Origin of the sequence: Polaribacter sp. P097 (genome assembly GCF_036864555.1) — a bacterium.
Classification (GTDB): Bacteria; Bacteroidota; Bacteroidia; order Flavobacteriales; family Flavobacteriaceae; genus Polaribacter.
Genome location: NZ_JAZETJ010000001.1, coordinates 1469378 through 1486315 on the forward strand (window position 1 = coordinate 1469378; position 16938 = coordinate 1486315).

Annotated in this window: 16 protein-coding genes and 1 tRNA gene; 6 read left to right on the forward strand and 11 right to left on the reverse strand. The window is 29.7% G+C overall.

What is annotated here, in order from left to right; genetic code table 11:
* Positions 1 to 112: 112 nt before the first annotated feature.
* From lysS to V7R38_RS06765, 4 genes are all read right to left on the reverse strand, one after another.
* Entirely contained in the window at positions 113 to 1810 is a 1698-nt protein-coding gene (lysS, locus tag V7R38_RS06750; protein ID WP_334056909.1) for a lysine--tRNA ligase, read from the reverse strand.
* Between the two features lie 254 nt (positions 1811 to 2064).
* Positions 2065 to 3165, reverse strand: coding sequence for a DUF4407 domain-containing protein (locus V7R38_RS06755; RefSeq protein ID WP_334056911.1), 1101 nt, complete (start codon positions 3163 to 3165; stop codon positions 2065 to 2067).
* A 107-nt stretch (positions 3166 to 3272) separates the two neighbouring features.
* Positions 3273 to 5603: a M56 family metallopeptidase gene (locus tag V7R38_RS06760; RefSeq protein WP_334056913.1), complete on the reverse strand. Its 2331-nt coding sequence runs from the start codon at positions 5601 to 5603 to the stop codon at positions 3273 to 3275.
* Positions 5600 to 5971 carry a BlaI/MecI/CopY family transcriptional regulator gene (locus V7R38_RS06765; RefSeq protein WP_015481034.1) on the reverse strand — a complete coding sequence of 124 codons (372 nt, stop codon included), beginning with the start codon at positions 5969 to 5971 and terminating at the stop codon, positions 5600 to 5602. Before V7R38_RS06765 ends, V7R38_RS06760 begins: the two co-directional genes overlap by 4 nt.
* 115 nt (positions 5972 to 6086) lie before the next feature.
* Between V7R38_RS06765 and V7R38_RS06770 the strand changes: the two genes are divergently transcribed.
* The 3 genes from V7R38_RS06770 to V7R38_RS06780 are packed head-to-tail and all read left to right on the forward strand — an operon-like array spanning position 6087 to position 7945.
* The gene (locus V7R38_RS06770) at positions 6087 to 6716 is read left to right on the forward strand and encodes a peptidylprolyl isomerase (protein ID WP_015481033.1); all 630 of its coding nucleotides are present in this window, start codon (positions 6087 to 6089) and stop codon (positions 6714 to 6716) included.
* A 3-nt stretch (positions 6717 to 6719) separates the two neighbouring features.
* Positions 6720 to 7289 carry a hypothetical protein gene (locus V7R38_RS06775; RefSeq protein WP_334056916.1) on the forward strand — a complete coding sequence of 190 codons (570 nt, stop codon included), beginning with the start codon at positions 6720 to 6722 and terminating at the stop codon, positions 7287 to 7289.
* Positions 7289 to 7945: a DUF2490 domain-containing protein gene (locus V7R38_RS06780; RefSeq protein WP_334056918.1), complete on the forward strand. Its 657-nt coding sequence runs from the start codon at positions 7289 to 7291 to the stop codon at positions 7943 to 7945. Before V7R38_RS06775 ends, V7R38_RS06780 begins: the two co-directional genes overlap by 1 nt.
* Positions 7946 to 7994: 49 nt before the next feature.
* Here V7R38_RS06780 and V7R38_RS06785 read toward each other — a convergent pair whose 3' ends face one another.
* Complete coding sequence (locus tag V7R38_RS06785) at positions 7995 to 9188, reverse strand: OmpA family protein (RefSeq protein ID WP_334056920.1); 1194 nt, start codon at positions 9186 to 9188, stop codon at positions 7995 to 7997.
* A gap of 36 nt (positions 9189 to 9224) precedes the next feature.
* Positions 9225 to 10610 carry a dipeptidase gene (locus V7R38_RS06790; RefSeq protein WP_334056922.1) on the reverse strand — a complete coding sequence of 462 codons (1386 nt, stop codon included), beginning with the start codon at positions 10608 to 10610 and terminating at the stop codon, positions 9225 to 9227.
* A 91-nt stretch (positions 10611 to 10701) separates the two neighbouring features.
* On the opposite strand from V7R38_RS06790, the gene V7R38_RS06795 reads away from it, so the two are divergent.
* A tRNA-Leu gene (locus V7R38_RS06795) sits at positions 10702 to 10783 on the forward strand.
* A 74-nt stretch (positions 10784 to 10857) separates the two neighbouring features.
* The gene (locus tag V7R38_RS06800; RefSeq protein WP_334056924.1) at positions 10858 to 11838 is read left to right on the forward strand and encodes an NADPH:quinone oxidoreductase family protein; all 981 of its coding nucleotides are present in this window, start codon (positions 10858 to 10860) and stop codon (positions 11836 to 11838) included.
* Here the strand turns inward: V7R38_RS06800 and V7R38_RS06805 are convergent.
* The 5 genes from V7R38_RS06805 to V7R38_RS06825 form a co-directional block, all read right to left on the reverse strand.
* Positions 11835 to 12158 (reverse strand): hypothetical protein, encoded by a 324-nt coding sequence (locus tag V7R38_RS06805; protein WP_334056926.1) that lies wholly within the window; start codon positions 12156 to 12158, stop codon positions 11835 to 11837. The genes V7R38_RS06800 and V7R38_RS06805 overlap by 4 nt on opposite strands.
* A 4-nt stretch (positions 12159 to 12162) precedes the next feature.
* The gene (locus V7R38_RS06810) at positions 12163 to 12711 is read right to left on the reverse strand and encodes a hypothetical protein (protein ID WP_015481026.1); all 549 of its coding nucleotides are present in this window, start codon (positions 12709 to 12711) and stop codon (positions 12163 to 12165) included.
* A gap of 98 nt (positions 12712 to 12809) precedes the next feature.
* On the reverse strand, positions 12810 to 14594 hold the full coding sequence (locus tag V7R38_RS06815) for a CHASE3 domain-containing protein (RefSeq protein WP_334056928.1): 1785 nt from the start codon (positions 14592 to 14594) through the stop codon (positions 12810 to 12812).
* Positions 14595 to 14596: 2 nt separating this feature from the next.
* Entirely contained in the window at positions 14597 to 15043 is a 447-nt protein-coding gene (locus V7R38_RS06820) for a response regulator (protein WP_334056930.1), read from the reverse strand.
* 4 nt (positions 15044 to 15047) lie between these two features.
* On the reverse strand, positions 15048 to 15602 hold the full coding sequence (locus tag V7R38_RS06825) for a helix-turn-helix domain-containing protein (protein WP_334056932.1): 555 nt from the start codon (positions 15600 to 15602) through the stop codon (positions 15048 to 15050).
* Between the two features lie 120 nt (positions 15603 to 15722).
* On the opposite strand from V7R38_RS06825, the gene V7R38_RS06830 reads away from it, so the two are divergent.
* Positions 15723 to 16898, forward strand: coding sequence for a DUF3095 domain-containing protein (locus V7R38_RS06830; protein WP_334056934.1), 1176 nt, complete (start codon positions 15723 to 15725; stop codon positions 16896 to 16898).
* The last annotated feature ends 40 nt before the right edge of the window (positions 16899 to 16938 follow it).

The following is a 16938-nucleotide window of genomic DNA, read 5'->3' on the forward strand; positions in this document are numbered from 1 at the left end:
AGTTTTTCTCAAAATTATCGGAATTATTTTGAATAAGCAATTATATCTAGGGCATAAAAAAAGGAACTGTTTAAAAACAGTTCCTTTTCTTTTAATATATAATTTTATGCAATTATAAAGCCTCAACAAACAGACCTTCATCTGTTTTTGAAACTTTTGCAACTTCTTTTTTAGTTAAGCCTTTAATGGTTTTATCCCATTTTTTATTAGATAAACCAGACTGGGTTTTTAAAGTAACTAGCTCAATTTTTTCAGCTTTCGTAATTATGGCTAAAACAGCTTTTTCTTCATCATTCAATTCTACAGAAGGTGCTTTCTTTTCTGGTCTCATCTGAGGAAAAAATAACACTTCTTGTATAGATTGGTTGTTGGTTAAAAACATAATTAATCTGTCCATTCCAATTCCCATTCCAGAAGTTGGTGGCATACCATATTCTAATGCTCGTAAGAAGTCATGATCTATAAACTCTGTTGCTTCATCATCTCCTTTAGCAGCCAATTTTAATTGATGCTCAAAACGCTCACGTTGGTCAATAGGGTCATTCAACTCAGAATATGCATTCGCTATTTCTTTACCACAAACCATTAACTCAAAACGTTCTGTTAACTCTGGGTTATCTCTGTGTTCTTTACAAAGTGGAGACATTTCTTTTGGATAATCTGTAATGAAGGTTGGCTGAATGTAGTTTCCTTCACATTTTTCACCAAAAATTTCATCAATTAATTTTCCTTTACCCATGGTTTCATCAACCTCAATATTCATGCCTTTAGCAGCCTCTCTAATTTCATCTTCTGTTTTACCAGTAATATCAAAACCAGTAAAATGTTTGATAGAGTCTGCCATAGTTACTCTAGCATAAGGTGCTTTAAAATCTATATTATGCTCACCAAAAGTTGCTTTTGATGTTCCATTAACTGCAATTGCACAATGCTCTAATAATTGCTCACAGAAATCCATCATCCAATTGTAATCTTTGTAAGAAACATAGATTTCCATGGCTGTAAATTCAGGATTGTGAGTTCTGTCCATTCCTTCATTTCTGAAGTTTTTAGAAAACTCATAAACACCATCAAATCCACCTACAATTAAACGTTTTAGGTATAATTCATTCGCAATTCTCATGTATAATGGAATGTCTAGCGAATTGTGATGGGTAATGAAAGGTCTTGCAGCTGCACCACCAGGAATTGGTTGTAAAACAGGTGTTTCTACTTCAAAATAACCAGCGTCATTAAAGAAAGAACGCATTGCATTAAACAATTTAGTTCTTTTAATAAATACCTCTTTTACATTCGGATTCACCACTAAATCTGCATAACGTTGTCTGTAACGCATTTCAGGATCGTTAAATGCGTCATAAGTATTACCTTCTGCATCAACTTTTGGTAATGGCAATGGTTTTAAGGCTTTAGATAACAATTTGAAATCTTTAACCATAACTGTTTTTTCACCCACTTTTGTGGTAAACAAAGTACCTTCTATACCAATAAAATCGCCAATATCTAGTAATTTTTTATAAACATCATTGTATAGGGTTTTGTCTTCACCTGTACAGATTTCATCACGATTAAAATATACTTGTATTCTACCTTCTCCATCTTGAAGCTCTGCAAAAGACGCTTTACCTTGTATTCTTCTAGACATTAATCTACCAGCAATAACAACTTTTTTGTCTTCTGCAAAATCACTTTTTATTTCTTTAGAATTAGAATCTATTGGAAATAAATCTGCTGGGTAAGGATTTATACCCATTTCTCTTAATTTTGCGAGCTTTTCTCTACGTACAACTTCTTGTTCTGATAATTGCATTTGCTTTGTAAATTTCTAGTGTTTAATAATGGGTGCAAAGATACAATCTATCAATTAATACAGCATTCAGAAAATAGTAAAAAAAAGGATATTTATTTTATGATTTCTAAAATCTAACTATATTTGCTCATCACTTTTTGTTAGAGTGATAAAGTTGTGTTGTTTTGGCACTTTCGTAAAAGTGTCTTGGTTTTGTTAACCAATGGAAAGCTTCCCTTAAGTGGGACGCTTTTTTTGTTTTATAGCTTTTTGTTTTACAACATTTTTTGCTGTTTTTTATAAAACGAATCTGCCTGAAGTTTCATGAGTTCTCTTGCCATTTTTTGTTTATAGTCATACAACTCATTATCTTCTGTAATATCTTTATACACTTTATTGTCTATAGAGATGTCTGCATTCAACATTTGTTCTCTTTGTTGCATTTGTTGAGTAGCCCATGTTTTAACCGCAGATAATTTTTCTTCTAGTTTAAAATCATATTCACCTTTTGGAGCTAGCAATTTTGCAATAATTGGCGAAGTTTCTATGGCCAAAAAAAGTAGAAAAATAAAGAATGATGTAAAAAATGGAAGTTCACCTAGCGCATTAATTCTAGCCATTAATCCATCAAAATTAGAAATAATTGGTTGTGAATTAGCTTCAGCTAATTTTTGATTTTCTAGCAATGCAGCAATTTTACTTTCTTTTAATTTAATTTTTTCTTGATTGTTTTTTTTAAGCTGATTTAGAGCCAATAATGAAGCATCATGCTTTGCTCGTTTTTCTTCGTAAACAGGCCCTTTACCTAATTTTTTGGTTCCTGATGTACCTTCTGCTTCAGAAATATAAGTGTTGTATAAAGCGTTGGTTTCGTTTTCTTTGGTACTAATTTCCGTTTTTAACGCTGTTATTTCAGTATTAATGGCATTAATTTCTGGTGTGAATTGTTGGGCAATTTGAGTTTTGTTATCTAAAGTCATTTGGTTTTTCTCTGTAAGCAAAACTTGATTGATTTCTTTTTCAAATAATTTTAATTCTAGAGGTTTAGAAATTACAACAGCGATAATAAGCGCCAACACAATTCTAGGAGCTGCTTGTGCCAATTCTTTCCATTTAGAATCCGATTTTTTGATGGTAGATACTATAAATCTATCTAGATTAAAAATGAGAAGACCCCAAATTAAGCCAAAGAAAATTGAAGTATACATGTTGTCAAAAACAGTATACAAAGCATAAGAGCCAGCAATGGTTGCCATTATTGCAGTAAAAAAAACGGTAGCACCAATACCTGCATATTTATTTTGTTCTCCATTAGAACATTCGTCAATCAAATTTTTATCAACTCCAGAACAGGTAAGAAAGAATTTTTTAAGCACAATATTGTATTTTAGTATAAATACAACGTTTTAAAATTGAATTTGTTACATAAAAAAGCCTCGATTTTTCGAGGCTTTTTTACATAAATATTGTTTTGATTTAGTAGTTAAATTGTCTTTGTAACAATTTTAACCGATTTAGAACCATCTTTTTCTCTATTTACACTAGTACTTTTTATGGTGTTAGGTTTTATCTTATTAATATCTTTTTGGTTGATGACCTTACCATTTAAATAGTAAGTAACTTTTTCTCTGTTTTTTTTCTTTTCCTCCTCTGTTAAATTTTGCAGAGCTAGGATGAATGATTTTTCCTCTAAAGTATCTATATTTTTTAGTGTAATTTTTGTTTCCTTTTTCTTTTTTGGAATAGTATCTTTTACCTTTAAAGATTTAGCAACATTATTTTGGTCAACTTTTTGCTTATGTTTTTTCTTTGCTTTTTTAGGAGCAGGAGGTATTTGATTTAACGTATTACCCGTTCTTTTTTTCCAAGCTTCACGTTCCATTTTAGCTCTTAGCTTTTCTTCATCAGAGGCATTATGTGGAGGTGGTGGAGGTTGTAATAATAATTTGTCTTCTGCAGTTAAATCTTTTCTTAATTTGTAAAATACAACATCGTTCTTCATTAATCTGATGTATGGTCTTATTGGATTTATCGGTCTAGAGACTTTGTTTTTATCAGCTCTAGACATTCTAAAATACATACCACCTAAATCGGAAAATTCTCTGTCAATGGTTTCTTTTTCTTTGCCTTTTTTAAAAACATAATGTTTACCAGAAGCTTGTAATTTTTTAAAAATTTGCTGTTTCTTTTTATATTCTTTTACAATATCAAGGTTTACAAATTTTCCGTTTTTATAATATCTGGCAATTCTTTCGTTTTTATCAAACGTGTAGTAATATTTTTGATTATCAATTGTAATAAACCAACCTTTATTAAATTTTGGGTCTTTTTGAACTTTATTAATTAGTTTTAAATTATTAAGTAAGCTTTGTTTAGATCCATTACTGCTGGGTACATTATATTTCTTCTTTTTAGGTTTCTCTTTAATGTCTTCTATTTCAATAATATTATATTCTTCTTTCAAATAATTCATGAAATTTTCAATTCGCTTTTTATTTTGAAAATTAAAATAAGCTATAGTTTCAAGGTGAGCTTGATTTTCCTGTGGAAAACGTTTGCTTCTTGCATTTTTATAAACATGACTGTTAGAATATCTTGCAAAATCAATACTTTTATATTTATTTAAAACTTCATTTTTAACTACTTTTCCATCAATCCAAACTGCAAACTTTTTGCTGTCTTTAAGTGCTTCAAATTGTGATTTTGTAGGAACTATTTTTTTAAATTTTAAAGGTGGAGGAGGCATCAATCTCGCTTTTTCCTCATCATTTAATTCGCTATATTTTTTAGAAATAGTGTTACCATTCTCATCTTTTCTTTGAATGGTTAAATCCTTATAGAAGTATTTTTTATATAGCTCACTTTTAAAGAAATCATCTTTCTTAAATGGTACTTGTTCTACAATCGTTTCTATAGGTTCTTCTTCTATTTCTATCACTTCTTGAGCTTCTACTCTTTGAGCAAAAAGAAAAGTAAAAGCTACTAAAAGTGGTGCAATAACTAATTTTTTTAGTAAGATTTTTGTTGGGGAACTTGTGGTTGTCATCATTTTTAATCTTTTTTTAGTTACTAAGTAATTTAAATTACTGGCCAAGTAATATTCGTTTTTCCAAGCGGCTTTATTCAATAATAAATGCTGGTATTGAAATGTATTTTTATGCTGTGTAATTACACTTTCGTCTGCTAAGAACTCATGATTTATTTGAATTGCTTTTTTTAGGAAAATGAATAATGGGTTAATCCAAAATGCAATTTGAAAAAGCTCTAGAACAAGCACATCTGCAGTGTGTTTTTGAGTTGCATGTGTTAACTCATGTGTAAACAATTCGTCTTCAATTTCATTATGTTCATACTGTTTTTTGTTGATGAAAATGTAGTTCCAGAATGTGTGTGGTAGAATTTCATCATTCACCAAAACCAAAACTGCATTGCCATATTTTATTTTTTTATGGGTATGTATTTTTGAAATTATTTTAAATAAATTTCTTGCAAAACGAATCAGCAGAGTTAATGAAATAAATAAATAGCAAATTAAAATGTAGTTGGTATAGTTTATTGGTTCTTCTGCAACAATTTCTATTGGTGCAAAATCTATAGTGTTTTGAATGGAATCTAAAAGTATAGGCGACTCGTCTTCAAGAATTGGCTTAGCCTCTGTATAAATTGTGTATAGAGGAGCTAAAAAAGAAAATAAAATACTACCTAACAGAAAAAATCGGTTAAAATTATGCATCTTCTCTTTCTCTAAAATTAGGTGATAAAAACCTAATAATAAAGCTAAGCAAGTTGCCGATTTTAGAAGATAAATTATCATTGCTGTTGCTTTTTAATTTGATTATCAATTACTTTTTTTAATTCCTCTAACTCATCTGTAGATAAATTGGTTTCTTTCGTAAAGAAAGAAGCAAACTGACTAGCAGAATCATTAAAGAAGTTTTTAATCAATCCATTTACATGATTTGAAAAATAATCGGTCTTTTTTATAATTGGGTAATACTGTCTAGACTTACCAAATAATTTGTAGCTAATAAATCCTTTATCTGAAATTCTTTTTAAAAGAGTAGCTACAGTAGTTGTAGCTGGTTTAGGTTCAGGAAAATCTTCTAATAGTTCTTTTAAGAACGCCTTTTTACGTTTCCATAAATATTGCATTAATTGCTCTTCTGTCTTAGATAGTTGCATTGTAAATTGTTTTTTGCTCTACAAACATAGAATAAAAAAATGAATTCTACAAATGTAGAGTTAAAGGTTCTTTATTATTTCACTAAATTTGTAGTAAAAACTATAAAACTTAATTATGAAAAAGGTCTTATTTATACTTAGTGTACTGCTGTTTGCTTCATGTGCATCTAAAAAATTTAAAGAAAAATGGTTAGAGAAAGAAGCACCTGCAACTTTTAAAGCTCGTTTTGAAACTACCCAAGGTAATTTTGATATTGAAGCTGTTAGAGAATGGTCTCCAGCTGGTGTAGATCGATTATATCAACTAATTACTAATAATTATTATGAAGATGTTTCCATTTTTAGAGTAGTGCCAAAATTTGTAGCTCAATTTGGTATTCATAATGATACTTTAATTAATAATGCATGGGGTGAAAGAGGCATAAAGGATGAACCTGTCTTGCAAAAAAATGATTCTATGACCATCGCTTTTGCTAGAGGTGGAGTAGAAACAAGATCGAATCAGATATTTATCAATTTAAAAAATAACTATAGGTTAGATAAATTGGCATATTCTGGAGTTACCGGTTTTCCTGTAATTGCTAAAGTGATTGATGGCCAAGAAAATGTTTTAAAATTTTATGGTGGTTATGGAGATAAGTTGGGCTATAAACAAGATTCTGTTGCAAAATTTGGGAACAAATTTTTGAGAGAAAAATATCCTAAAGTAGATTATATTAAGAAAGCATATATTCTAAAAAAATAGCGAATGAAAACCTTCATTATAAGCTTATTGCTTTTAATTACACTGCAAAGTTTCTCACAAGAAAAGTTCGAAAAAGAGTATAGAGTCAATAAAACGCTTATACCACAAAAATCTTTGAGTTTTATAGATGCTCTTCATTTTAAAAAGAAAATAAAATGGTATGTTGAAGAGAGTAATGAGGGTAAAACCTATGAAGCTAAAACATGTTATTTAAAACACTTATATAGTCTAGAATTTTCGAGTAAAGGTGATATTTTAGATGTTGAAAAAAAGGTAAAATTTAAAGAATTACCAGCTTTAGTTCAGCAAAATATAAATAATAAACTTTCTGAGAAATTCAAGAAGTTTAAGTTTAAAAAAATACAAATTCAATATAGAGGATCTGAGCAACAATTGATTGATTTTTTAAAATTAGAAGACAATAATCAAGATTTAAAAACTTCTTACGAAATTGTGGTAAAAGGCAAAATAGAGAACAATTATAAGCTTTATGAGATTTTACTAAATGCGAAAGGTGATGTTTTAAAAATGCTAGAATTCAAAGCTATAAATTCAATTAACCTAGAGTTTTAATGGCTTTTAAGAATCGTTATTTTATAATTTGCTTTTTTGTTTCTCTTTCAGCTTTTTCACAGAATACGCTTAATAGTGGTTTGTTGCCAAAGATTGTATTGTCTGCAGATATTTCAGATAAAACAAAGTCCATCAATACCATCGAATCACGATTCGTAATTGATGAAGAATATGAAAATATCAGCTATAATTTGGTTGATATGTCAAGTATTTTATCAATCAAAACAGGTTTAAACCAGTCTTTTAATTTTGGGTATCTACTTCGTTTGAAAAATTCAGAAACAATACACAGAACTTTTCAGCATTATAATATTATTCAGCAACAACTTACCTACAAGTTAGCACATAGATTTGCTTTTGAGCAGTTTTATCAAGAAGGATTTAGTCCTGAATTTAGAACGAGATATAGAATAGGTTTTCAAAAGGCATTAAATGGAGAAAAATTAGATGTCAATGAATTTTACGTAAAAATAGCGAATGAATATTTGTATGATTTTACAGATCTTGAAATACGATTAACTCCATATATAGGATATCAAATGACTAAGAAAAATAAGCTAGAAGTTGGCCTAGATTATAGGTTGAGTAATTTTATAAATGATTGTGGAGAAAATGATCTTTGGTTTAGAGCAACTTGGTATATTTCTATAAACTAAAAAAGCAGCTACAAATTTGTAGCTGCTTTTTTAATACTGTTTAGGATTTTTATTTAAGCTTAAAAGTAACTTTTCTTGCAAATTGTCTTGCATCTTCTGTTACAGATTTATCTTCTCCTCCTCCATAATATGATAATCTAGCTGGGCTAATTCCTGCTGCAACTAAAACATCAAATACTCTTTTAGCTCTATTTTGAGATAATGTTTTATTTCTTTCTTCAGAACCAGTTTCATCTGCATAACCAATTAATTCTGCATTAACTGTAGGATTATCGATTAAGAATTGCTTTAAGTAATTTACAGAATTTAAAGAACCATCTTGAATTCTAGTTTTGTTAACATCAAAATAAACGTTGATGTAACCACTGTTTAATAATTGTCTAATGAAATCAACGTTAGAACCAGTAACTACATTTGCGTATTTATCTGCTTCATCTTTTCTAACATACCTTTCATCTAACTCAGTCATAATTAATTCTTGGTTAGGTGTAGCTGCTAATTCTTTGTTCTTTAGAACTTCTATTTCTTTCTCTGCAGCAGCTAGTCTATTTTTAATTTCTTCTAATTCATCATTTACAACTACTTCTTCCATAAAGTAAGAATCTGCTAATTGCTTGTTTTTGCCCAATGCAAAACTTAAACCTAAAGAAGTATTAAACAAACTAATGTTAGATTCTCTTGGACTTAAATTTGGCCCACCATCAAAATTGTCATCTTGATAAAAGTGAATTAAAGAAGAAAAATCTAAAAATAAAGACATTCTATTATTGATTCTAAATTGAGGAGTAATTCCAAAATTCAAAGCCATCATAGGGTCACCTCCATTATCTGTAGGTTCAGTAATATTTAAAGAAGCTGCACCAACACCACCATGCATCATTAAGTTAAAACGATTTGTCCAGGTATGAAATTTTAAAACATCACCCATATTTACTACTCCTTCTAAAGAAGCTCTGTAGTAATTAGATTTAAATGGTAAGGCTGCCTCATCTTGAAAACTGCTATATCCTAAATCTAAACGTACACCAAAACGATTGTTAAGCATGTATCTAATACCTAAACTTCCTTGTCCAAATAAAGATGGGTTGTAACCAGGGCTCAAACTAGCACCAACTGTATGTATACCAGCACTTAAATCTATGGCCCAATGGTCGTATTTATCTTTAGAGTTTTGTGCACTTAACGTAAAAACGCAACTCAATAATAATGTTATAGATAAAATTTGTGTAATTGTTTTCTTCATGTTTCTTAATTTACAATGTAAAATTAGTAATATTTTTTAATTCAACTCAGTAAAATACTTATAAAAGTAAGGAATAGTTTCAATTCCTTTTAAATAATTCCAAACGCCAAAATGTTCATTTGGAGAGTGTATTGCATCTGAATTAAGACCAAACCCCATTAAAATGGTTTTACTTTTTAAATACTCTTCAAACAAGGCTACAATTGGTATGCTACCTCCACTTCTTTGTGGAATAGGAGTTTTACCAAATGTAGTTTGATAAGCTTTACTTGCTGCTTGATAGGCAATATTGTTAATAGGAGTTACGTAACCTTGACCTCCATGATGTGGTGTAACTTTTACAGAAACTGCTTTTGAAGCTATACTTTCAAAGTGTTTTACAAATAATTCTGTAATTTCTTTCCAATCTTGATTTGGCACTAATCGCATTGAAATTTTAGCATAAGCTTTAGAAGCAATTACTGTTTTTGCGCCTTCACCTGTGTAACCACCCCAAATTCCGTTAACGTCTAAAGTAGGTCTTATTGAATTACGTTCGTTTGTAGAATATCCTTCTTCACCATAAACATCACCTATTTTAATTGCATCTTTATATTCCTCTAAATTAAAAGGAGCTTTCGCCATTTCTGCTCTTTCTTCTTGCGATAAATCTTCTACTTTATCGTAAAACCCAGGAATTGTAATGTGATTGTTATCATCATGCAACGAAGCAATCATTTTTGTTAAAATATTTATAGGATTTGCAACTGCACCACCATATAAACCAGAATGTAAATCTCTGTTTGGGCCTGTAACTTCTACTTCTACATAACTCAAACCACGCAGACCTGTAGTGATAGATGGTATATCATTTGCAATCATACCAGTATCTGAAATTAAAATTACATCGTTTTTTAATTTTTCTACATTTCTAGGTACAAACCAAGACAAACTTTCTGAACCAACCTCTTCTTCACCTTCAATCATAAATTTAACATTACAAGGTAAGTTGCCAGTATTTGTCATGTATTCTAAAGCTTTTACATGCATATACATTTGCCCTTTATCATCACAAGAACCTCGTGCAAAAATTGCACCTTCAGGATGAATTTCGGTTTTCTTAATAACAGGTTCAAAAGGTGGTGAATCCCATAAATCTATAGGGTCTGCTGGTTGCACATCATAATGACCATAGACCAACACTGTTGGTAATTTATCATCTATTATTTTCTCACCATAAATTATAGGATAACCAGGCGTTTCACAAGATTCAACTTTATCACATCCTGCTTTTTTTAAGCTATCCATAACAAAATCGGCAGTGAGTAAAACTTGTTTTTCGTAGGCTTTATCTGCACTAATTGATGGAATTTTTAAAAGTGCAATAAGTTCATCTAAAAATCGCTGTTTGTTCTCTTGTATATATGTATTTACGCTATTCATGTAACTTTTTTATAATTCTTATTCAAAAATAGAAAAATTATAATGAACGCTTTGTAGTTTCTGTTCTTTGTTTATCTTTGCAAACCAAAATGCGAGCGTGGTGGAATTGGTAGACACGCTAGACTTAGGATCTAGTGCCGAAAGGTGTGAGAGTTCGAGTCTCTCCGCTCGTACTTTAAAAGCTTCTCTTTGTGAGAAGCTTTTTTATTTCTGAATGTTTTGGATTATCTTGTTGCAAAATAGCAATATGAAAGCGATAGTTTGTACCAAATTCGGATTACCAAATACTCTTAAATTTATTGAAAAAGAAAATCCTCAGCCTAAAGAAGATGAAGTTTTAGTACAGGTAAAAGCGTGTAGTGTTAATTTTCCTGATACGTTAATTATACAAGGAAAATATCAGTTTAGACCAGATTTTCCATTTTCGCCTGGAAGTGATATTGCAGGAGTTGTAGCACAATTAGGTAATAATGTAAAGCATTTAAAAAAAGGTGATGAAGTTGTTGGATTTATTCCTTTTGGCGGTTTTGCAGAAAAAGCGGTTGTAAAAGCTAAAGATTGTTTTGCTAAACCTAAAGGGATGTCTATGGTCAATGCTTCTGCATTTTTATTAGCTTACGGTACTTCTTATCATGCATTAAAAGATAGAGCAAACTTACAGAAAAATGAAACAGTACTTATTTTAGGAGCTTCTGGTGGAGTAGGTTTAACTTCTTTAGAGTTGGCAAAATTAATGGGAGCCAAAGTAATTGCAGCTGCAAGTTCGGATGAAAAACTTGCTTTATGTAAAGATTTTGGTGCAGATGAAACTATTAATTATAACAAAGAAAATTTAAAAGAGCGCGTAAAGGAATTAACCAATGGTAAGGGTGTAGATGTAATCTATGATCCTGTTGGAGGTAATTTTTCTGAACAAGCTCTAAGAGCTATTGCTTGGAATGGTAGACATTTAGTCATTGGTTTTGCAAATGGTGAAATTCCTAAAATTCCGATTAATTTAACGTTGTTAAAAGGGGCCAGTATTGTAGGTGTTTTTTGGGGTGCTTTTGCTCAAAAAGAACCAAAAAAGAGCTTAGAAAATATTCGTGAATTACTACAATGGTTTGCTCAAGGTAAATTAAAACCACATATAGATAAGGTATATTCTTTAGAGAACGCTCCAAAAGCTTTGGAAGCAATGATGAACAGAGAAACTAAGGGTAAAATTGTTATAGATATGACAAATTAATTACTACTTAATCCAATTTCTGTAATTGAATTAGATTCGCAAACATTATTAATAAGTTCATTGGTTTTAACAGTAAACTTAAATTTCTTGCCTACATAATAATTGGCTTGGTGATCAAAGTTTTTGAATAATAGGGTATCTTTATCTTTAATTGTTACTGCTTTTTCATCAGTATCCGTAAAAAAATACAAGTCACCTTCATTACCATCAAAAATGGCATACTTGATTGTATTAGTACATTCAATTTTAGAGGTTTCTAAATGGTTTGAAGTAGCAATAAACAATAGTAAAGAGCCAATAAAAGTGGTTATGTATTTCATGATTTTAGTCTAAAGATGCAATTTGATCTATCATTTGAATGTTATTATCTATAATTGGCAAAATCTCTTCAGTTAAGTCTAGTACCTTGTCATTTTTAGATTTGTTATTTAGTTTGGTAACTAATTCTTTTTGTTTTTTGACTTTGGTATCTATTCTATTGAATTCAAAATTTACCTTTTCTTTATTGATATTTAAATTATCTATTCTTTCTTGAACATTTGAAGGCACAGTAATCATTAAAGAAGGAGCAATAGTTTTAATTTCTGATAAAATTTCTTTTTGCTGTTCTTTTAAATTGGCTATAGCGTCTTTTTTAGTTTGATTTACATCTGCATTTTCAACAACATTACAAATGCCGATAACTTCTATAGCTGTTGTGCTTGTTGTTACTAAAAGGTTTGCTTGTTCTTTATCTAGTGCTATTCGCTCTTTTGATTCTATAGCAGATTTGGTTTGTTCATCGTCTTTGTTCACAATAAAGTTACAAGAACAAATAACTAAAATGGTAATAACTATTAAAATTAAATGTTGCTTTCTACTAATCCTTTGCATAATTCTATTCTTTATACAAAGATTGAAATTTATTGATTTTAATGTGTTACAAAATTTTCTGAATCAGTTATAAAATTCCCACAAATCGTTATTCAATTTTAAGAAATAGGTAAATACACTGTAAAAGTGGCTCCTTCACAAGAAACGCCATCAGCAAAAATATAGCCATCATGATTTTCAATAATTTTTTTACAGATAGATAAACCAATACCTGTTCCTGAATAATCACTTTTGTTATGCAATCTATTAAAGAGTACAAAAATTTGCTCTGCATATTCATTGCTAAAGCCAATTCCATTATCTGTAAACTCTAACTTATGATAAAACTCTTTTTTGGGCTTCACTAGTTTATCATCTTCTAAAGCATTAATGCGTTCGTACGTAATTTTAATTTTTGGCTCTGTACCTTTACTTTGGTATTTTATTGAATTACCAATAAGATTTAAAAATAATTGCTGAATTTGAAAAGGAATTACATCCATTACAGGAAAATTATCTGCGACAATTTCAGCATTAGATTCAGAAATTGCTTCAGCTAAATCTTGTTTTGCATTTTCTAAAAGAAGGTTAATATTAGAGTTTACAAAATTCTTTTCTATTTTATTTGTTCTCGAAAATTGAAGTAAATCATCTATTAACAAACGCATTCTTGTTGCGGCATTTTGTATTCTAGAAATGTATAGTGTACCTTTTTCTGATAGATTGTTTTCTTCTGTATCTACTAATCTAGATAAAAAGGTTTGAATTTTACGCAAAGGTTCTTGTAAATCATGACTAGCAACATGATTAAATGCAGATAATTCTTTGTTGTTTCTTTCTAACTCTGCATTTCTTTCCTCTAACAACTTTATACCTTCAATCTCGTCAGTAACATCTGTGGTGGTTCCTAAAAGTTTACGAGTACCATCTAATTCTATAGTTTGGCCATAAGCTTTAAGGTATCTTATATTACCACTTTTCTGAATGATTCTATAATGTATAAAGGGTAGATGTTCATTTTCTAACATCTTTGCTACATCTTCTTGCAGTTTTTCCAAATCATCTGGATGCACAAAAGACATAAAATTTTCTGTTGTAGGCTCAAAAGATTGCGGTTGTTCACCCAATAATCGATAAAGATTATCTGAATAATCATAGGTGCCTTTTTCTATATGATAAACCCAATTTCCATGCCTACTTATAATTTCTGCTTGGTTTGTAGACTCTTTAAAAATTTCTAATTCTTGGTTGGTTCTTTTTAAATCTTTAACATCTTTTGCGGTTTTAAAATAGGCTATTAACACCAAGGCTAAAGAGAGTAGAATTAGTGCGAATAAGAATACTGGTGTTAGGTTTAAACTACTTTTGTAGGCTTTTTGTCTGTAACTTAATTGCGCTCTTTCTAAGGCAATCATTGATGCAATTTTATCACGAATGGCATCCATCATATGTTTACCTTCCAGAAAAACTTCAGCAAAATCTTCAGTTTTAAGGCTATCAAAAAGTATGAATGTAGCAGATTTATCGAAATTAGCCATTCTATTATCTATAAGTTTGCTTAATGCAACCAGATTTTCTTGTTGAACCTTGTCGTTTCTAGTTAGTTCTTTAAGCTCAGCAAAAGTGTTATTTATTTTTTCTCTACCACTAAAAAAAGGTTCTAAGTACAAAGAATCTGTGGTTAAAATGTAACCTCTTTGGCCTGTTTCTGCATCTTTTAAATAAGACAAAATTTGCTCTAATTCTACATTTAACTTATAGGTATGAACTACTAAGTCTGTAGCATCAGATAAATTTTTGGTGGTTTTATAAGTAATACCACCGACTATTGCTATAATAAGAAGTGCAGCAAAAAATGAAGCTTGTACAAATAAAACAGATTTTTTCTTAGTATTTACCTCCATTTTTAAAGTCTTAATAAAAAGTTATCCTTGTTTAAACCATTGGTGTGATATTGCCAATTTATGGTTACAATTTCTGATAGCACTTTCTTTAATTTTTTAAAATCGTTTGGCTTCTTTATATAAATATTAGCGCCTAAAACAAAGGTGTTTTCAACATCTTCTTCTGAAGATGAGGTAGAATAAATAGCAACTGCAATGTCTTTAAATCGATCATTGGCTCTAATTTCTTTTAGGCAATCCATACCCGATTTTCGGGGCATATTTAAATCTAAAAACAGAATTTCGGGTAGTGTTATATTTTCAGAATTTAAATGATCCATCAAATAAACACCATCATTAAATGTATTTACTTTGGTTGTAATTTTTAATTCTTCAAAGGCATCTGTAAAAAATAATCTATCATCTTCATCATCATCTGCCAAAATAACTTTAATGTAATTATCATTCATAATATTAACTGTTCAATTCTTTCCTCTTCTTAATAATTCTTTGAAAAGAAGAAGGGGTTATACCTGTTGTTTTTTTGAATTGTGTGCTTAAATGAGCAACACTAGAATAATTTAGTTTAAAGGCAATTTCGGTTAAACTTAAATTACCTTTTAGAATAAGCTGTTTTGTATATTCTATTTTTTGGAGGATGATAAAATTTTCTATAGAAGTGTATGTTACTTCAGAAAATAAATTGGCTAAATAGCCATAGCTATGATCTAGTTTTTCGGCAAGATATACAGAGCTTTTTACGTTTACTGTATTTTCTTCATTAAAAACCATGTCTACAATAGTATCTTTAATTTTTTGTACTAAGATACTTTTTTGGTTTTGAACCACTTCTATTCCATACTCATCTAATTTGTTAGATAACTGCTGAGCAACTTCTTCAGTAAGTGGTTTTGCCAAATCTACTTCACCAAAACCAACCATTTTGTGCTCTATATTAATATCATTTAGTACATTTTCTAAAACAGTAGTACAAACTTTATTGATATCGAACTTTACAAATACCTTCATTTTGCTGAATTAAGATCTTTTTAGTTTTTATTGCAATATAATTATCTTTATTTAATAAATATATTTGTTACTCCAAACAATCGTTAAATAACATATAAATTTTAGCCATACCTTTTTTAAATGAAAGACAACACTACTTTTTACAAAACCATAAAAAAGAATAGAATTGAGTTAAAAGACTTATTGCAGAATGAGAATTTGTTTAGTAGTGTGCCCAAAAATTGGCATATTGTAGTAACAGATGTTCAAAACTCTACATTAGCAGTTGCTAATGGTAAACACAATGATGTAAATTTAACAGCTACAGGAAGTATTATTACAGTTTTAAATAAACTTAAGAAATTAGATGCTGAAGTTAGAATTCCATATTTCTTTGGTGGTGATGGGGCTACTTTTATTGTACCACCATCTATTATTTTAGAAGTTTTAAAAGTATTAACAGATTATTGTATACATATTAAAAACACCTTAGATCTAGATTTAAGAGTGGGTTCTCTAGAAGTAGAAGAGGTTTATAAAAATGATTTTACACTAAGAATTTCAAAACTAAAAGTGAATGATTTTTTAACCACACCTGTAATTCTAGGTAATGGATTAAAATTTGCTGAATCTAAAATTAAACAACAATTTGAAGGGAATAACCTACCAGATCAAGAGAAGTTATTGATTGATTTAAAAGGAATGGAATGTAGATGGGATGAAATTTATCCGTCAGCTAACTCAAAAAGAATAGCCTGTTTATTAATTAGTGCTACTAGTGAAACCAAGCAAGCAGAAATTTTTAATCAAATTATAAATGAGATCGATTATATTTTTGGTGACTTGCATCAAAGAAACCCAATTACCATTCAAAGACTAAAGTTAAAGCCAACTTTAAAGAAAATTAAAAAAGAGATGTACACCAGAATTGGAGTGTATAAATCTGGTTATTTAATGAATAATTGGTTAATTACTTTTTTCGGGCAGTATTATTTTAAGTTTTTTAATTCGGGTAAAAGTTACTTGTACAAGGTTACCCAATTGTCTGACACTATTATGTTAGATGGCTCTATAAATACCGTAATTTCTGGAGATGATAGACAGTTTGCAAAGCTTAAAACATTTTTAGATAGCTTAGAATTAAGTGGTAAAATTATTTATGGCTTGCATAAAACATATGCATCTATTTTATCTTGTTATGTAGAGGATAGAGATAGAAAGCATATACATTTTGTAGATGGTACAGAAGGTGGTTATACAACAGCCTCTATTGAGTATAAGACTAAAATAAAAAAACAATACATATCTAAATTTTAGAATGTATTGTAAATTTGCTTTTTAGCAGGGGGAAACTAAA

What these genes read in the sequence shown, in the direction of transcription:
- V7R38_RS06765 (WP_015481034.1), bottom strand. Translation starts at nt 5,971, where the DNA reads ATGCAACTATCTAAGACAGAAGAGCAATTAATGCAATATTTATGGAAA.
- lysS (WP_334056909.1), bottom strand. Translation starts at nt 1,810, where the DNA reads ATGCAATTATCAGAACAAGAAGTTGTACGTAGAGAAAAGCTCGCAAAA.
- V7R38_RS06790 (WP_334056922.1), bottom strand. Translation starts at nt 10,610, where the DNA reads ATGAATAGCGTAAATACATATATACAAGAGAACAAACAGCGATTTTTA.
- V7R38_RS06830 (WP_334056934.1), top strand. Translation starts at nt 15,723, where the DNA reads ATGAAAGACAACACTACTTTTTACAAAACCATAAAAAAGAATAGAATT.
- V7R38_RS06775 (WP_334056916.1), top strand. Translation starts at nt 6,720, where the DNA reads ATGAAAACCTTCATTATAAGCTTATTGCTTTTAATTACACTGCAAAGT.
- V7R38_RS06805 (WP_334056926.1), bottom strand. Translation starts at nt 12,158, where the DNA reads ATGAAATACATAACCACTTTTATTGGCTCTTTACTATTGTTTATTGCT.
- V7R38_RS06780 (WP_334056918.1), top strand. Translation starts at nt 7,289, where the DNA reads ATGGCTTTTAAGAATCGTTATTTTATAATTTGCTTTTTTGTTTCTCTT.
- V7R38_RS06815 (WP_334056928.1), bottom strand. Translation starts at nt 14,594, where the DNA reads ATGGAGGTAAATACTAAGAAAAAATCTGTTTTATTTGTACAAGCTTCA.
- V7R38_RS06770 (WP_015481033.1), top strand. Translation starts at nt 6,087, where the DNA reads ATGAAAAAGGTCTTATTTATACTTAGTGTACTGCTGTTTGCTTCATGT.
- V7R38_RS06800 (WP_334056924.1), top strand. Translation starts at nt 10,858, where the DNA reads ATGAAAGCGATAGTTTGTACCAAATTCGGATTACCAAATACTCTTAAA.
- V7R38_RS06825 (WP_334056932.1), bottom strand. Translation starts at nt 15,602, where the DNA reads ATGAAGGTATTTGTAAAGTTCGATATCAATAAAGTTTGTACTACTGTT.
- V7R38_RS06760 (WP_334056913.1), bottom strand. Translation starts at nt 5,603, where the DNA reads ATGATAATTTATCTTCTAAAATCGGCAACTTGCTTAGCTTTATTATTA.
- V7R38_RS06820 (WP_334056930.1), bottom strand. Translation starts at nt 15,043, where the DNA reads ATGAATGATAATTACATTAAAGTTATTTTGGCAGATGATGATGAAGAT.
- V7R38_RS06810 (WP_015481026.1), bottom strand. Translation starts at nt 12,711, where the DNA reads ATGCAAAGGATTAGTAGAAAGCAACATTTAATTTTAATAGTTATTACC.
- V7R38_RS06785 (WP_334056920.1), bottom strand. Translation starts at nt 9,188, where the DNA reads ATGAAGAAAACAATTACACAAATTTTATCTATAACATTATTATTGAGT.